This window comes from Variovorax sp. GrIS 2.14 (genome assembly GCF_046115955.1).
Classification (GTDB): domain Bacteria; phylum Pseudomonadota; class Gammaproteobacteria; order Burkholderiales; family Burkholderiaceae_C; genus Variovorax.
Genome location: NZ_JBJXIA010000004.1, coordinates 169,595 through 183,980 on the forward strand (window position 1 = coordinate 169,595; position 14,386 = coordinate 183,980).

Consider the following 14,386-nt stretch of genomic DNA (forward strand, 5'->3'; position numbering starts at 1 on the left):
GCTGGCTCCGTGATCGAATCGATCGCCCGAGTATCTCAGCACCCGCCCCCGGCTGCCACGCAATGTCACGCCAGTTGCGGCTCGGCCATGCCCTGGTGTCGCAACAACGCATCGAGTTGCGGCTCGCGCCCTCGAAACGCCTTGAACGAGTCCATGGCGCTGCGGCTGCCACCGGATTCGAGGATGGCCTCGCGATACTTGCGGCCGGTCTCGATGCTCGGCTCGCCGTTGGCGCCCGCCGTTTCCTCGAAAGCCGCGTACGCATCGGCACTCAACACCTCGGCCCACTTGTAGCTGTAGTAGCCCGCTGCGTAGCCGCCCGAAAAGATGTGGCTGAAGGTGTTGGGCGTCCGGCTGAAGGTCGGCGAAGGCATGACCGCCATTTCGCTGCGGACCTGCGCCAGCAACGCGAGCACGTCGCCTGGCTTCGCGGTGGCGGCCTGGTATTCGGTGTGCAGCAGCATGTCGAAAAGCGAGAACTCGATCTGGCGCAGCGTCTGCAGGCCGCTCTGAAAATTCTTGGCGGCAATCATCTTGTCGAACAGCGCGCGCGGCAGCGGCTCGCCGGTGTCTACGTGCGAGGTCATGTGCTGCAGCACGTCCCATTCCCAGCAGAAGTTCTCCATGAACTGGCTCGGCAGCTCGACGGCGTCCCATTCGACACCGCTGATGCCCGACACGTCTCGCTCGTTGATCTGCGTCAGCATGTGCTGCAGGCCATGGCCGAACTCGTGGAACAACGTGGTCACGTCGTCGTGCGTCAACAGCGGCGGATTGCCATCGACGCCTTCGGCAAAGTTGCAGACCAGTTGCGCGATGGGCGTTTGCAGGGCGCCGGTGTCGGGGCGCAACCAGCGCGCGCGCACATCGTCCATCCAGGCACCGCCGCGCTTTCCTGCGCGTGCGGACGGGTCGAGGTAGAACTGGCCCACCGTGGTGCCGGCGCGCTCGATGCGGTAGAACTCGACTGTCGGGTGCCAGACCGGCGCGCTGTCGCGACGGATGGCCACCTCGAACAAGGTCTCGACGATCTTGAACAGGCCCGCCATCACCTTCGGCGCGGTGAAGTATTCCTTGACCTCTTGTTCGCTGAACGCGTAGCGCGCTTCCTTGAGCTTTTCGCCGATGAAGGTCCAGTCCCAAGGCTGTGGGTCGGTCAACCCGAGCTGCGTCGTTGCGAAAGCCTTCAGGTCAGCCAGATCGCGTTGGCCGTAGGGCTTGGCCTTGACGCCGAGGTCACGCAAGAACTTGACGACCTGTTCAGGCGATTCAGCCATCTTCGGCACGACCGACAGCTGGCCGAAACTCTTGTAGCCCAGGAGCTTGGCTTCTTCTTCCCGCAGCGCAAGGATCTCTGTGATCAGCGCGGTGTTGTCGAGCTTGGCGTCGCCGAACTCGCTGGCGCGGGTGACGTAGGCGCGGTAGAGCGTTTCTCGCAGCGCGCTGCTTTTTGCGAACTGCATCACCGGCAGATAGCACGGCATCTTCAGTGTGAGCTTGTAGCCGGCCTTGCCCTCCGACTCGGCCGCGGCGCGGGCCGTGCTCACCACGTCTTCCGGGATGCCATCGAGCTCGGCGGGCGATGCGTAGTACGCGAACGCATCAGTCGCATCGAGCGCGTTCTCGCTGAACTTCTGGCTCAGTTCGGCCTGACGCTCCTGGATTTCGGCGAAGCGTTCTTTGGCAGCGCCTTGCAATTCAGCGCCGCCGAGCACGAAGTTGCGGACCGCATTCTTGTGCGCCTGCTGCTGCTCGGTGTCGAGAGTGGTCGCATTGATGGCCTTGTACTTGGCATAGAGCCGCTCGTCGGAACCCAAGCGCGTCCAGAACGCGGTGACACGCGGCATCGCTTCGTTGTAGGCGGCGCGCAGTTCGGGCGTGTCGGCGACGGCGTTCAAATGACCCACTGCGCCCCAGGCTCGGCTGAAGCGCTCGGACGCTACGTCGAGCACTTTCGAGATGGCCGTCCAGTCCGACGGAAAGCCCGGGGCTGTCACGGTTTCAAGTGCCGCATCGGACTCCGCGAGCAACGCGTCGACCGCCGGTGCCACGTGCTCCGGCTGGATCTTGTCGAACAGTGGGAGGTCGGTGAAATCGAGAAGTGGATTGTCGAGAAGCGGATTGAGCGTGGCGGTCGTTTGGGTCATGGTGTGTATGTGGCGGCGAGGCGGCGTGAGTACAAGTAGGAAAGCGGCTTGTGGTGACCGCCCTGTGCAGTGAAGGCCTATGCGGTGAGAGCCTGTGAAGCGGCGACGCGTTCCGCGGCTTCGACGGTATTGACCAGCAGCATGGTGATCGTCATCGGGCCGACGCCGCCGGGCACGGGCGTGATCCAGCCGGCGACTTCCTTGACGCCGTTGAAATCGACGTCGCCGCAGAGCTTGCCTTCTTCGTTGCGGTTCATGCCCACGTCGATCACTACCGCGCCAGGCTTGACCATGCCGGCGGTCAGCACGTTGCGCTTGCCGACGGCAGCGACGATCACGTCGGCCTGCCGGGTCATCGCGCCGAGGTCGGCGGTGGCGCTGTGGCAGATCGTCACGGTCGCGCTCTTGGCGAGCAGCATCAGCGCCATCGGCTTGCCGACGATGTTGCTGCGGCCGATGACAACGGCATGCTTGCCACGCAGGTCATAGCCGATGGATTCGAGCATCTTCATGCAGCCGTATGGCGTGCAGGGCCAGAAACCGGGCGACCCGGTCATCAACGCGCCGGCGCTCGCCACGTGGAAGCCATCGACGTCTTTGGCAGGGGCAATGGCCTCGATCACCTTCTGTGCGTCGATGTGCGGCGGCAGCGGCAGTTGCACGAGGATGCCGTGGATGGTCGGGTCGTTGTTGAGTGCCTCGACGCGCGCCAGCAGGCCGGCTTCAGTCAGGTCGGCTGGGTACTGCTCGAGCACCGAGTGCAAGCCGTTGTCTGCGCAGGCCTTGACCTTGTTGCGTACGTAGACCTGACTCGCGGGGTTCTCGCCGACCAGCACCACGGCGAGGCCAGGCACCACGCCGCGGATCTTGAGCGCGGTGGCGCGTTGGGCGACCTCGGCGCGGAGCGTGCGCGAGAGTGCGTTGCCGTCGATCAGTTGAGCTGTCATCGGATTCGATTTTCCAAGTAAAAACGCCCGCTTGCGCAGGCGTTGAAGTCATCGATTGCTATCGAAGCCATAGGCATCGGTTCACCGCCTGCCTGGCGAGCATCAGGCTTTGACGGGGGCCGCCTGACCCAGCGCGATTTTCAACAGATCGGCTACGGTGTTGGCGTTGAGCTTTTCCATGATGTTGGCGCGATGCGCCTCGACCGTCTTGATGCTGATGCCAAGGTCGTCGGCGATCTGTTTGTTGAGCCGGCCGGCGACGATGCGTTCGAGCACCTGCGCTTCGCGGCCGGTGAGCTTGGACAGCAGGGCATCACGACTGGCCGATTGCTGGTGCTGCGCAAAAGCGCTGCGCGCGTGTTCGAGCATGCGTTCGACCAGCGTCACCAGTTCTTCGTCATTGAATGGCTTCTGGATGAAATCCATCGCGCCCTTCTTCATCGAGTCGACTGCCATCGGCACGTCGCCGTGACCGGTAATGACGACGATGGGCAGCGGCGAGCGGCGTTCGATCAGCCGGTCTTGCAATTCAAGCCCGGTCATACCACCCATGCGGATGTCGACGATCAGGCAGGCGACCTCGCGCGGGTCGTAGCGGGACAAAAAAGACTCGGCGGAATCGAAGCAGCGGACTCGGTAGTCCTTGCCTTCGAGCAGCCACTGCAGCGAATCGCGGACTGCTTCGTCGTCGTCGACGACGTAGACCGTGCCCTTCTTCGGAATCAAGCTCATGCAGGTACCTTTGCCTCGTCGTTTGCTATGGATTTAAGAGCATCCAACACCGGAATCCAGAAGGAAAAACGGCATCCGACGACATCTGAACCATTGTAGATGTTCTCCGCCTGCATGCGGCCGCGATGCGACTCGACGATGGTGCGGCACAAGTTGAGACCGATGCCCATGCCTTCTGGTTTGGTCGAGAAGAATGCTTCGTAAAGCCGGTCCATCACTTCGGGTGCCAGACCCATGCCGGTGTCTTGCACCGAGAACTCGACGGCGCTTTGGCCCTCGATCGTTTTGGGCAGCACGCGCAATTCGACGCTGCGCCGCGCCAGTGGCCGGTTCGCGTTGTCGATCGACTCGGCCGCGTTCTTCAGCAGATTGACCATCACCTGCTCGATCAGGATCGGGTCGACCTGCAGGATCGGCAACCGCGCCGCCACGTAGTGGTTGAGTCGCACATTGCGGCGCCGCAGTTCGATGCCGGCCAGTTCCACCGCTTCGCTCACCATCGTGCTCACCTCGGCCGGCGTGCGATTGGGCTCGCTGCGTTTCACAAAAGACCGGATGCGCTGAATGATCTGGCCGGCCCGCTGCGCCTGCTTGGATGTCTTGTCGAGCGCGGCCAACAGCGATTCGGAATCGATCGTCTGACCACGGATGCGCGACGCCATGCCGTTGCAGTAGTTGGCGATGGCTGTCAGCGGCTGGTTGAGTTCGTGCGCCACGCTCGACGCCATTTCACCCATGGTGATGAGCCGACTCGCCGCCTGCGCGCGATCGGCCTGCGCAGCGGCCTGCTCCTCTGCCACGCGACGCGGTGTGATGTCGGTCGCAATCACCATCTGCGCCAACCTTCCGTCGACCCAGGTCAGATAGCGTGAGCGCACTTCGAGCCACTTGCCGAGCTCGAGTACGAAGATCTCGTTGTTGGCGGGCTGGGCGGCGGTGAGCGTGTCGATCGGCAAGCCGGCGAACGGGTCGACATCGTCCAGCGCCTCGTCGTGCGCCTGCGAGGCCGGCACACCGGCCTGCGCCACCATGCCCAGGTGGCCGACGGTGTTGGAACCGAACCAGAGCCGATAGAGCTTATTGGCGAACAGCAATTCTTCGCTGCCGATCGGAGCGACCGACACCGCCGCATCGAGCGCTTCGAGCACGGTCGTGAAACGCTCGTAAGAGGCCGACAGCTGCTCCCGAATGCGCGTCGGCTCGGTGATGTCGGTCATCGACGTCATCCAGCCGGTCTGATGGCCGCGGGCGTCGATCAGCGGCGACACATACAGCCGCGCGTTGAAGATGCTGCCGTTCTTGCGCCGCACCCGCACCTGAAAACCGCCTGGCAAGGCCCGGCCATGCAATTCTTCTTCGAGCCGGTCGTTCATGACCTCGCGATCGGATTCGAGCCAGTACGGAAATGGCGGCGCCTGGCCGACCAGCTCGGTTTCGCTCCAGCCGGTCATCGCGCAAAAGGCGGCGTTGACGTAGGTGATACGGCCTTCGAGATCAAGCACCCGCATGCCGGTCAGCATCGAGTTTTCCATCGCCCGGCGGAAGTTGGTTTCGGCGATCAGTGCCTGTTGCGCCTGCAGTCGCCGCCGTGTGTGGCGCCAGGTGCCGATGAGCATCCAGCTGGTGAGCACACTCAATGCGCCGACCAGCCAGAAGAGGCCGTTGCCGACGAAGCCTTGCGACGTGCGATACGCCTGGGCGCGCAGCACCAGGCCGTTGCCGACCGGCGACACCGGCACCTCGTACTCGTTGGTGTGCTCGGCCCAGGGCAGCAGGCGCGTGCCGGCCGCGCGCGGATTGACGGTGTTGCCGGCCAACAGGCCGCTCTTGGCATCGAGCAGCGACACGGCATACCGTGCCGAGACTTCCGGCGGAATGCCGTAGCGGAGCAGTCCGTCGACAGAAAATTCGCCGACCACGGCGCCTGCGAACAGGCCTTGATCGAAGAGCGGGATGTGGAGCTGCAGCATGCTCGGCGGATCGGTCCCGGCCATCGGCTGCGAGAACACGGGCTGGCGCAGTTCGCGAGCAAGCGCGTAGTTGCTTTCGGTGTCGCCGGGCCGCAGCACTTCGCCGACCGGATGCTGCTGCGACGGATGCACGCTCGGCGCCGCATAGCTCGCCTTGAAGCGCCGGCGATCATCGATCCAGCTGATCTCCTGCAGTTCCGGGAATTGGCTCACCAGCGACTCGGCGCGGCTGCCGAACTCGGCCGCATCGATCTCGCGGTTCGACGCATCGCGGGCCAGTCGCATCAGTTGCTCTTGCCGTTCCAGCAGCCGCAATCGGACGCGTTGCTGCGCGTACTCGACATCGCGCTTGACCGACTCCTGTTCCCTCTCGACTTCTTCAGCCCGCAGGTACCAGAAGGCCGAAACGATCACGCCCAGAAACAGCAGCACGGCGGCCAGCGGCGCGAGCATGGCGACCGCGTCTTGCAGCACCGGCGTTTGGCGCCGCCACCAGCGCCGCCACCACGAAAGGGGAGACGCATTTGCCGCGCTGCGAGCGACCGCGATCGGGGAAGAAAAGGGCATCGGCCGAGTGTAGGGGAAGGCTGCGAACCGCCATCAAGCCATGCCTGAAATATCACATTAAGAAATCATCATCTGCCATTTGAAATTGCTTAAATAATGTGGGAAACTGCCGCGCGGTGCCAATTCCGGCACTAAATTACGTTCACAACCAATAAGCAGGAGACAAGCATGTCGGCAAATCCCGAGAACCTGTTCGGCTCGGCCGCGAATGACGCGGACGCGCAAGAGACGCGCGAATGGATGGACGCCTTGTCCGCTGTCATCCAGAGCGAGGGCCCCGACCGGGCTCACTTTCTGTTGGAACAACTGCTGGAACATGCGCGGCAGCACAGCATCGACAAACCGTTTTCGGCGACTACGGCGTACGTCAACACCATCGAGGTCGACCAGGAAGAACGCTCGCCCGGCAATGCGGAAATCGAAGAGCGGCTGCGCTCTTTCATGCGCTGGAACGCGATGGCGATGGTGGTCAAGGCAAACCGCCATCACCCGCCCGAAGGCGGCGATCTCGGCGGCCATATCGGCTCATTCGCTTCGTTGGCCACCATGTTCGGCGCCGGCTTCAACCATTTCTGGCACGCCGAGAGTGCGGAACCCGGCAAAGAGCACGGCGGCGACTGCCTCTACATCCAGGGCCACGTGTCGCCCGGCATCTACGCCCGCGCCTACCTCGAAGGCAGGCTGACCGAAGAGCAGCTGCTCAACTTCCGCCAGGAAGTCGATGGCAAGGGCCTGTCGAGCTATCCGCATCCGAAACTGATGCCCGATTTCTGGCAGTTCCCGACCGTGTCGATGGGTCTTGGCCCGCTGATGGCGATCTACCAGGCGCGCTTTCTGAAGTACCTCCACGCGCGCGGTATCGCCAATACCGAGAACCGCAAGGTCTGGGTGTTCTGCGGCGACGGCGAGATGGACGAGGTCGAGTCGCTCGGTGCCATCGGACTGGCCGCGCGAGAAAACCTCGACAACCTGGTTTTCGTCATCAACTGCAACCTTCAGCGGCTCGACGGCCCGGTGCGCGGCAACGGCAAGATCATTCAGGAACTCGAAGGCGAGTTCCGTGGTGCCGGCTGGAACGTCATCAAGTTGATCTGGGGCCAGGGTTGGGACTCGCTGCTGGCGCGCGACAAGGACGGTGCGTTGCGCAAGATCATGATGGACACGAACGACGGCGACTACCAGTCGTTCAAGGCCAACGACGGCGCCTACGTGCGCAAGAACTTCTTCGGCCGCGATCCGCGCACCGCCGAGATGGTCGCCAAGCTGAGCGACGACGACATCTGGCAATTGCGCCGCGGCGGCCACGATTCGCAAAAGGTCTACGCAGCCTTCCATGCAGCCGTGAAGCACAAGGGCCAGCCTACCGTCTTGCTTGTCAAGACCGTCAAGGGCTTTGGTATGGGCAAGATCGGCGAGGGCAAGAACAACGTTCACCAGACCAAGAAGCTGAGCGACGAGGACATCAAGGCCTTTCGCGATCGCTTCAACATTCCAATTCCCGACAGCCAACTGGCCGAACTGCCGTTCTACAAGCCGGCCGACGACACACCGGAAATGCAGTATCTGCACGAGCGGCGCAAGGCGCTCGGCGGCTACCTCCCGCATCGCCGTACCAAGGCCGACGAGAGTTTTACCGTGCCGTCGATCGACGTCTTCAAGAGCGTCATGGAGCCGACTGCCGAGGGCCGCGAAATCTCGACGACGCAGGCCTACGTTCGCTTCTTGACGCAGTTACTGCGCGACCAGGCGCTGGGCCCGCGCGTGGTACCGATCCTGGTCGACGAGGCGCGCACCTTTGGTATGGAAGGCCTGTTCCGTCAGATCGGCATCTACAACCCCGCGGGCCAGCAGTACACCCCGGTCGATAAAGACCAGGTCATGTACTACAAGGAAGACAAGGCCGGCCAGATCCTGCAAGAGGGCATCAACGAAGCCGGCGGTATGAGCAGCTGGATCGCGGCTGCCACCTCTTACAGCACGAACAATCGCATCATGGTGCCGTTCTACGTGTACTACTCGATGTTCGGCTTTCAGCGCATCGGCGACCTGGCCTGGGCTGCTGGCGACATGCAGGCGCGCGGCTTTTTGCTCGGAGGCACCTCGGGCCGCACGACGCTGAACGGCGAAGGCCTGCAGCACGAAGACGGCCACAGCCACATCCTGGCCAACACCATTCCCAACTGCGTGAGCTACGACCCGACCTTCGCGCATGAAGTCGGCGTCATCCTGCACCACGGTCTGAAGCGCATGGTGGAGAAGCAGGACAACGTCTATTACTACCTGACGCTGCTGAACGAAAACTACCCGATGCCCGGCCTCACGCCCGGTACCGAAGAGCAGATCATCAAGGGCATGTACCTGGCCAAGCAGGGTCCGGCGCTCAAGGCCGTCAAGGGCAAAGACGCGCCGACCGTGCAGTTGCTCGGCAGCGGCACCATCCTGCGCGAGAGCTTCGCGGCGCAAGAGCTGCTCGAGCAGGACTGGGGTGTTTCGGCGTCTGTGTGGAGCTGCCCGAGCTTCAACGAACTGACCCGCGACGGTCAGGACGTCGACCGCTGGAACCTTCTGCATCCGATCGACACGGCGCGCGTCTCGTTCGTGGCGCAGCAACTGGCCGCGAGCACCGGCCCGGTGGTTGCATCGACCGACTACATGAAGGCCTACGCCGAGCAGATCCGTCCGTACATCCCCAAGGGCCGTACCTACAAGGTGCTCGGCACCGACGGCTTCGGCCGCAGCGACTTCCGCAACAAGCTGCGCGAGCACTTCGAGATCAACCGCCATTACATCGTCGTGGCGGCCCTCAAGGCTCTGAGCGAGGACGGCTTCATCCCCGTGCAAAAAGTGGCTGACGCAATCAAGAAGTACGCAATCAACGTCGACAAAGTGAACCCGCTCTACGCTTGATCCTGCGGCCTGACGAAGCACTAAAACGAACAACCAGAAACGCCTTCGGGGCGGGAGATAAAAACATGGCAGCAGTGGAAGTCAAGATACCGGACATCGGCGATTTCGACGAAGTCGCGGTGATCGAGATCCTGGTGAAGGTGGGCGACACGGTCAAGGCTGAACAGTCACTCATCACCGTGGAGACAGACAAGGCGTCGATGGAAATCCCGTCGAGCCAGGCGGGCGTGGTGAAGGAGATCAAGGTCGAGGTCGGCAGCAAGGTGAAGCAAGGTTCGGTCGTGCTGGTGCTGGAAGGTGAGGGCGCTGCGGCACCCGCACCCCCACCCGCCGCAGCGCCCGCACCCGCTGCTGTTCCCGCGCCGACGCCGGCTACTGCAGCCGCTGCACCGGCGGCATCCGCCGCAGCACCCGCGAGCAGCGGCGGTCCCGTCGAAATCAAAGTGCCCGACATCGGTGACTTCAAGGACGTCTCGGTCATCGAGATCCTGGTCAAGCTTGGCGACACGATCAAGCAAGAACAGTCGTTGATCACCGTCGAAACCGACAAGGCTTCGATGGAAATTCCGGCTTCGGCTGCCGGCGTGCTGAAGGAGCTGAAGGTCAAGGTCGGTGACACGGTCAACATCGGCGACCTGATCGCGATCGTGGAAGGCGCCACCGGCAACACTTCGACGCCTTCACCGACGCCTTCACCGACGGCTTCACCGACGGCTTCGGCTCCGGCAACAGCGGCCGCGCAAGCCGCTGCCGCACCTGTTGCCGCCAGCGTGGCAGTACCTGCTGTGGCGCCAGCGGCGTCGGCGCCACCGGCCGGCCATAACCCTTCGGTCGCACCCAGCGCGAGCCTGCCGCACGCATCGCCATCGGTTCGCAAGTTCGCTCGCGAGCTCGGCGTTCCGCTCGAAGAAGTGAAGGGCTCGGGCCCCAAGGGCCGCATCACGCAGGAAGACGTTCAGGCATTCACCAAGGCCGTGATGAGCGGTGCATCGAGCACCAAAGCATCGGCGGCAAAAGCGCCGGCCAGCGGTGCCGGCGATGGCGCGGCGCTCGGATTGATTCCGTGGCCCAAGGTCGACTTCACCAGGTTCGGCACGGTCGAGCGCAAGGACTTGTCGCGCATCAAGAAGATCAGCGGCGCGAACCTGCATCGCAACTGGGTGATGATTCCGCACGTTACCAACAACGACGATGCCGACATCACCGAGCTCGAGGCCTTCCGCGTCTCCACCAACAAGGAGAACGAGAAGTCCGGCGTCAAGGTAACGATGCTGGCTTTCGTGATCAAGGCAGTCGTGTCGGCGCTGAAGAAATTTCCTGATTTCAACACCAGCCTGGACGGCGACACGCTCGTCTACAAGCAGTACTACAACATCGGGTTCGCGGCGGACACGCCCAACGGTCTGGTCGTTCCGGTGCTCAAGGATGCCGACAAAAAAGGCATCCTGCAGATCAGCACCGAGATGGGCGAGCTCGCCAAGAAGGCGCGCGACGGCAAGCTCGGCTCGGCCGACATGCAGGGCGGCTGCATGTCGATCAGCTCGCTCGGCGGCATCGGCGGGACGCACTTCACGCCCATCATCAACGCGCCTGAAGTGGCGATCCTCGGCTTGTCCAAGAGCGCGATGAAGCCGGTGTGGGACGGCAAGCAGTTCGTACCGCGCCTGACGTTGCCGCTGTCGCTGTCGTACGACCATCGGGTGATCGATGGCGCATCGGCTGCGCGCTTCAACACCTACTTAGGGCAGGTGCTCGCCGACTTCCGTCGAGTCTTGCTATGACCACGGTGGTGGCTGTCCGCAAGGGCAGCCAGGTGGTGATCGCGGCGGATACGCTGGTCACTTTCGGCGATACGCGGCTCTCGCATGCGCAGGAAGACAACCGCAAGGTGTTCGAAGTCGACGATGCAGGGGGGCGCAGCCTTTTTGCCGCGTCGGGTTCGGTAGCGCACTTTCCGGCACTTCGGCATGCGTTGGCAGCGATCGGCAAAGACGACCTCAAGCTGCGCAGCCGCGACGAGATCTACCGCACGTTCACCAAGCTGCATCCGCTGCTGAAAGAGTCTTTTTTTCTGCAGACCAAGGAAGACGAGCACGACCCTTACGAGTCGAGCCAGTTCAGCCTGATGCTGGCGAATGCGACCGGCATCTATGGCGTCTACAGCTACCGCGAAGTGTTCGAGTTCAAGCAGTTCTGGAGCATCGGCTCCGGACGCAGCTTTGCACTCGGCGCCATGCACGCGGTGTATGCGAAGGCTCGGTCGGCGCGTGAGGTGGCCGACGCGGGCATCGCGGCCGGCTGTGAATTCGATCGCAACTCGGCCGGACCGGCCGATGTACTCACTCTCAAATTGAAGGTGTCCCCATGAGCGAACAACAAATTCAGGTACCCGACATCGGCGACTTCGATGAAGTGGCAGTGATCGAGGTGCTGGTGAAGGTCGGCGACACGGTCAAGGCCGAGCAGTCTTTGATCACGGTCGAATCCGACAAGGCGTCGATGGAGATTCCATCGTCGGCCGCGGGCGTCGTGAAGTCGCTGGCTGTGGGTGTCGGCGACAAGGTCAAGCAGGGGTCGGTGGTGCTGACGCTGGAGGTGAGCGGGGCTGCGGCCGCTGGGCCTGCTGCATCGGTGCCATCGCCGGCTGCGGCTGCTCAGGCATCGCCTGCTCCCACTGCTGCGGCGCCGGTTTCCGTGCCCCCACCCCAACCCTCCCCCGTGGGGGGCGGGAGCAAGGCGGCGCTCGCGAGTACGTATGCCGGCACCGTGGATCACGAATGCGATCTGCTCGTGCTGGGTGCCGGTCCCGGTGGATACTCGGCGGCGTTCCGCGCGGCGGATCTTGGACTCAAGGTCATCTTGGTCGAGCGGTACGCGACCTTGGGCGGTGTCTGCCTGAATGTCGGCTGCATTCCGTCGAAGGCGCTGCTGCACGTTGCTGCGGTGATGGACGAGGTCAAGCACTTCGCCGACATGGGCGTGACCTTCAGCGAACCCGTTATCGACCGTACCAAGCTGCTCGCACGCAAGAACAAGGTGGTGAGCAAGCTCACCGGTGGGCTTACCGCGATGGCGAAGATGCGCAAGGTCACCACCGTGCGCGGTGTCGGCGAGTTCATCGACGCGTTCCACGTGAAGGTGCAAGAGACCAGCGGTGATGGCCAGGCCACGACCGGCAAGGCGCAGATCGTCAAGTTCCGCAACTGCGTGATTGCGGCTGGCTCGCAGGCCGTGCACCTGCCGTTCATGCCCAAAGACCCACGCGTGGTCGACTCGACCGGCGCGCTGGAGTTGGGCATCGATCCCAAGCGCATGCTGATCCTGGGCGGCGGAATCATCGGGCTCGAAATGGGATCGGTGTATTCGTCGCTCGGCGCCCGACTCGACGTGGTCGAAATGCTCGACGGCCTGATGCAAGGCGCTGACCGCGACCTGGTCAAGGTCTGGCAAAAGATGAACGCGCCACGCTTCGACAACATCATGCTGAAGACCAAGACCGTCGGCGCTGAAGCGACCAAGGACGGCATCAAGGTCACCTTCGAAGGTGAGGCCGCACCCAAAGAGCCGCAGTTGTACGACCTGGTGTTGCAGGCCGTCGGTCGCACGCCCAACGGCAAGAAGATCGGTGCCGAGAAGGCCGGCGTCACCGTGACCGAACGCGGCTTCATTCCTGTCGACATCCAGATGCGGACCAACATCTCGCACATCTTCGCGGTCGGCGACATCGTCGGCCAGCCGATGCTCGAGCACAAAGCGGTACATGAGGCGCACGTGGCCGCAGAAGTTATCGCGGGCGAGCAGAAGGGCGACAAGCAACTTGCCGCGGCGGCCTTCAATGCCCGCGTGATCCCGAGCGTGGCGTACACCGACCCCGAGGTGGCTTGGGTCGGCCTCACCGAAGACCAGGCCAAGGCAGAAGGCATCAACATCAAGAAGGGGCTGTTCCCGTGGAGCGCTTCAGGCCGCGCTATTGCCAACGGCCGCGACGAAGGCTTTACCAAGTTGCTGTTCGATGCAGAAACTGAGCAGATCCTGGGCGGCGGCATCGTCGGCACACACGCAGGCGACATGATCGGCGAGATTGCGCTGGCGATCGAGATGGGTGCCGATGCGATCGATATCGGCAAGACCATCCACCCGCATCCGACGCTGGGTGAAAGCATCGGCCTGGCCGCCGAGGCGCTCCACGGTCACTGCACCGACTTGCCGCCGGTCAAGCGCTGAACTCGTCGAGCAGGTTGCGCCCAACAAAAAACCCGCCGACGGCGGGTTTTTTCATGCGTGCCCTGCAGAGGAGGGCCTCGGTCTCTGGTCGCTCAGGCAGCGCTCAATCGCCGACCTTGGCTTCTTCGCCCTGGACTGCTTGCACGCGGCGTCCGCCATTGAAGCGGCTCTGCCAGTAGCTGCCACTCATGTCTTCCACACGGACCTGGGCGCCTGGCTTGGGCGAGTGAATGAACTTGCCTTCTCCGACGTAGATGCCGACATGGCTGAACGCCCTGCGCATGGTGTTGAAAAACACGAGGTCTCCGGGCTTGAGATCGGTGCGTGCGATGGGCTCGGTGGCTGCAGCCTGTTCGACAGCGCGACGCGGCAGCACGAGGCCGATGGTCTGGTTGTACATGGCGCGGACAAAGCCACTGCAATCGAAGCCGGTTTCGGCGGTGTTGCCGCCACGGCGGTAAGGTACGCCCAGGAAACCGACGGCGGTGACCACCAGTTCGGAGGTGCGATCGCTGACGGTCTGGCGAACATGATCGAGCTTGCTGATCAAGCCTTTATCCGAAAGCATTCGTTCTATGTCGTCGCTGCGCTCCTGTTGTGGGGCGGCATGCGCCGCAAAAGCAATGAGGAGGATGGCAGGTAAGACAAATAAACGCATGGTACGTAGGATATTGACGACACTCATTGATGTCAATTTCATCCATTTTCTGGATTTCTATTCTAACTTGTTGTTTTAATTAGATATTTACGAATTTGGTGATATGAAATTGTAAAGTTCATCAGTTATCCGGCATAAGCGCTTCGCGTGATGTAAGTCAAAGGAATGTGAATTGCTTGTGTCGGTGGGTGATCGGGTCATGCTGCGGCCGTACCAATTTGCAACGGATGGCGG

The 14,386-nt window shown here is 62.7% G+C and carries 9 protein-coding genes; 4 read left to right on the forward strand and 5 right to left on the reverse strand.

All coding sequences use genetic code 11. The features are described from left to right. Window positions 1–65 precede the first annotated feature (65 nt). From RCH10_RS09015 to RCH10_RS09030, 4 genes are all read right to left on the reverse strand, one after another. On the reverse strand, window positions 66–2,147 hold the full coding sequence (locus tag RCH10_RS09015; protein ID WP_323496419.1) for a M3 family metallopeptidase: 2,082 nt from the start codon (window positions 2,145–2,147) through the stop codon (window positions 66–68). A 77-nt stretch (window positions 2,148–2,224) separates the two neighbouring features. Next, window positions 2,225–3,094 (reverse strand): bifunctional methylenetetrahydrofolate dehydrogenase/methenyltetrahydrofolate cyclohydrolase FolD, encoded by an 870-nt coding sequence (gene folD / locus RCH10_RS09020; RefSeq protein ID WP_409052100.1) that lies wholly within the window; start codon window positions 3,092–3,094, stop codon window positions 2,225–2,227. Window positions 3,095–3,196: 102 nt separating this feature from the next. After that, window positions 3,197–3,826 carry a response regulator transcription factor gene (locus RCH10_RS09025; RefSeq protein ID WP_187052477.1) on the reverse strand — a complete coding sequence of 210 codons (630 nt, stop codon included), beginning with the start codon at window positions 3,824–3,826 and terminating at the stop codon, window positions 3,197–3,199. Continuing rightward, complete coding sequence (locus tag RCH10_RS09030; RefSeq protein ID WP_409052101.1) at window positions 3,823–6,363, reverse strand: PAS domain S-box protein; 2,541 nt, start codon at window positions 6,361–6,363, stop codon at window positions 3,823–3,825. The genes RCH10_RS09025 and RCH10_RS09030 overlap by 4 nt, the downstream gene beginning before the upstream one ends. 168 nt (window positions 6,364–6,531) lie before the next feature. On the opposite strand from RCH10_RS09030, the gene aceE reads away from it, so the two are divergent. From aceE to lpdA, 4 genes are all read left to right on the forward strand, one after another. Further along, a complete protein-coding gene (gene aceE / locus RCH10_RS09035; RefSeq protein WP_323496422.1) occupies window positions 6,532–9,270 on the forward strand; it encodes a pyruvate dehydrogenase (acetyl-transferring), homodimeric type in 2,739 nt (912 codons plus the stop codon). 65 nt (window positions 9,271–9,335) lie between these two features. Continuing rightward, window positions 9,336–11,051: a dihydrolipoyllysine-residue acetyltransferase gene (aceF, locus tag RCH10_RS09040; protein WP_409052102.1), complete on the forward strand. Its 1,716-nt coding sequence runs from the start codon at window positions 9,336–9,338 to the stop codon at window positions 11,049–11,051. Next, on the forward strand, window positions 11,048–11,638 hold the full coding sequence (locus RCH10_RS09045) for an MFS transporter (RefSeq protein ID WP_323501022.1): 591 nt from the start codon (window positions 11,048–11,050) through the stop codon (window positions 11,636–11,638). The genes aceF and RCH10_RS09045 overlap by 4 nt, the downstream gene beginning before the upstream one ends. Next, complete coding sequence (gene lpdA / locus RCH10_RS09050; RefSeq protein WP_409052103.1) at window positions 11,635–13,494, forward strand: dihydrolipoyl dehydrogenase; 1,860 nt, start codon at window positions 11,635–11,637, stop codon at window positions 13,492–13,494. The genes RCH10_RS09045 and lpdA overlap by 4 nt, the downstream gene beginning before the upstream one ends. 103 nt (window positions 13,495–13,597) lie before the next feature. Here the strand turns inward: lpdA and RCH10_RS09055 are convergent, their stop codons facing one another. Then, the gene (locus RCH10_RS09055) at window positions 13,598–14,152 is read right to left on the reverse strand and encodes a C40 family peptidase (protein ID WP_187055121.1); all 555 of its coding nucleotides are present in this window, start codon (window positions 14,150–14,152) and stop codon (window positions 13,598–13,600) included. Window positions 14,153–14,386: the final 234 nt, after the last annotated feature.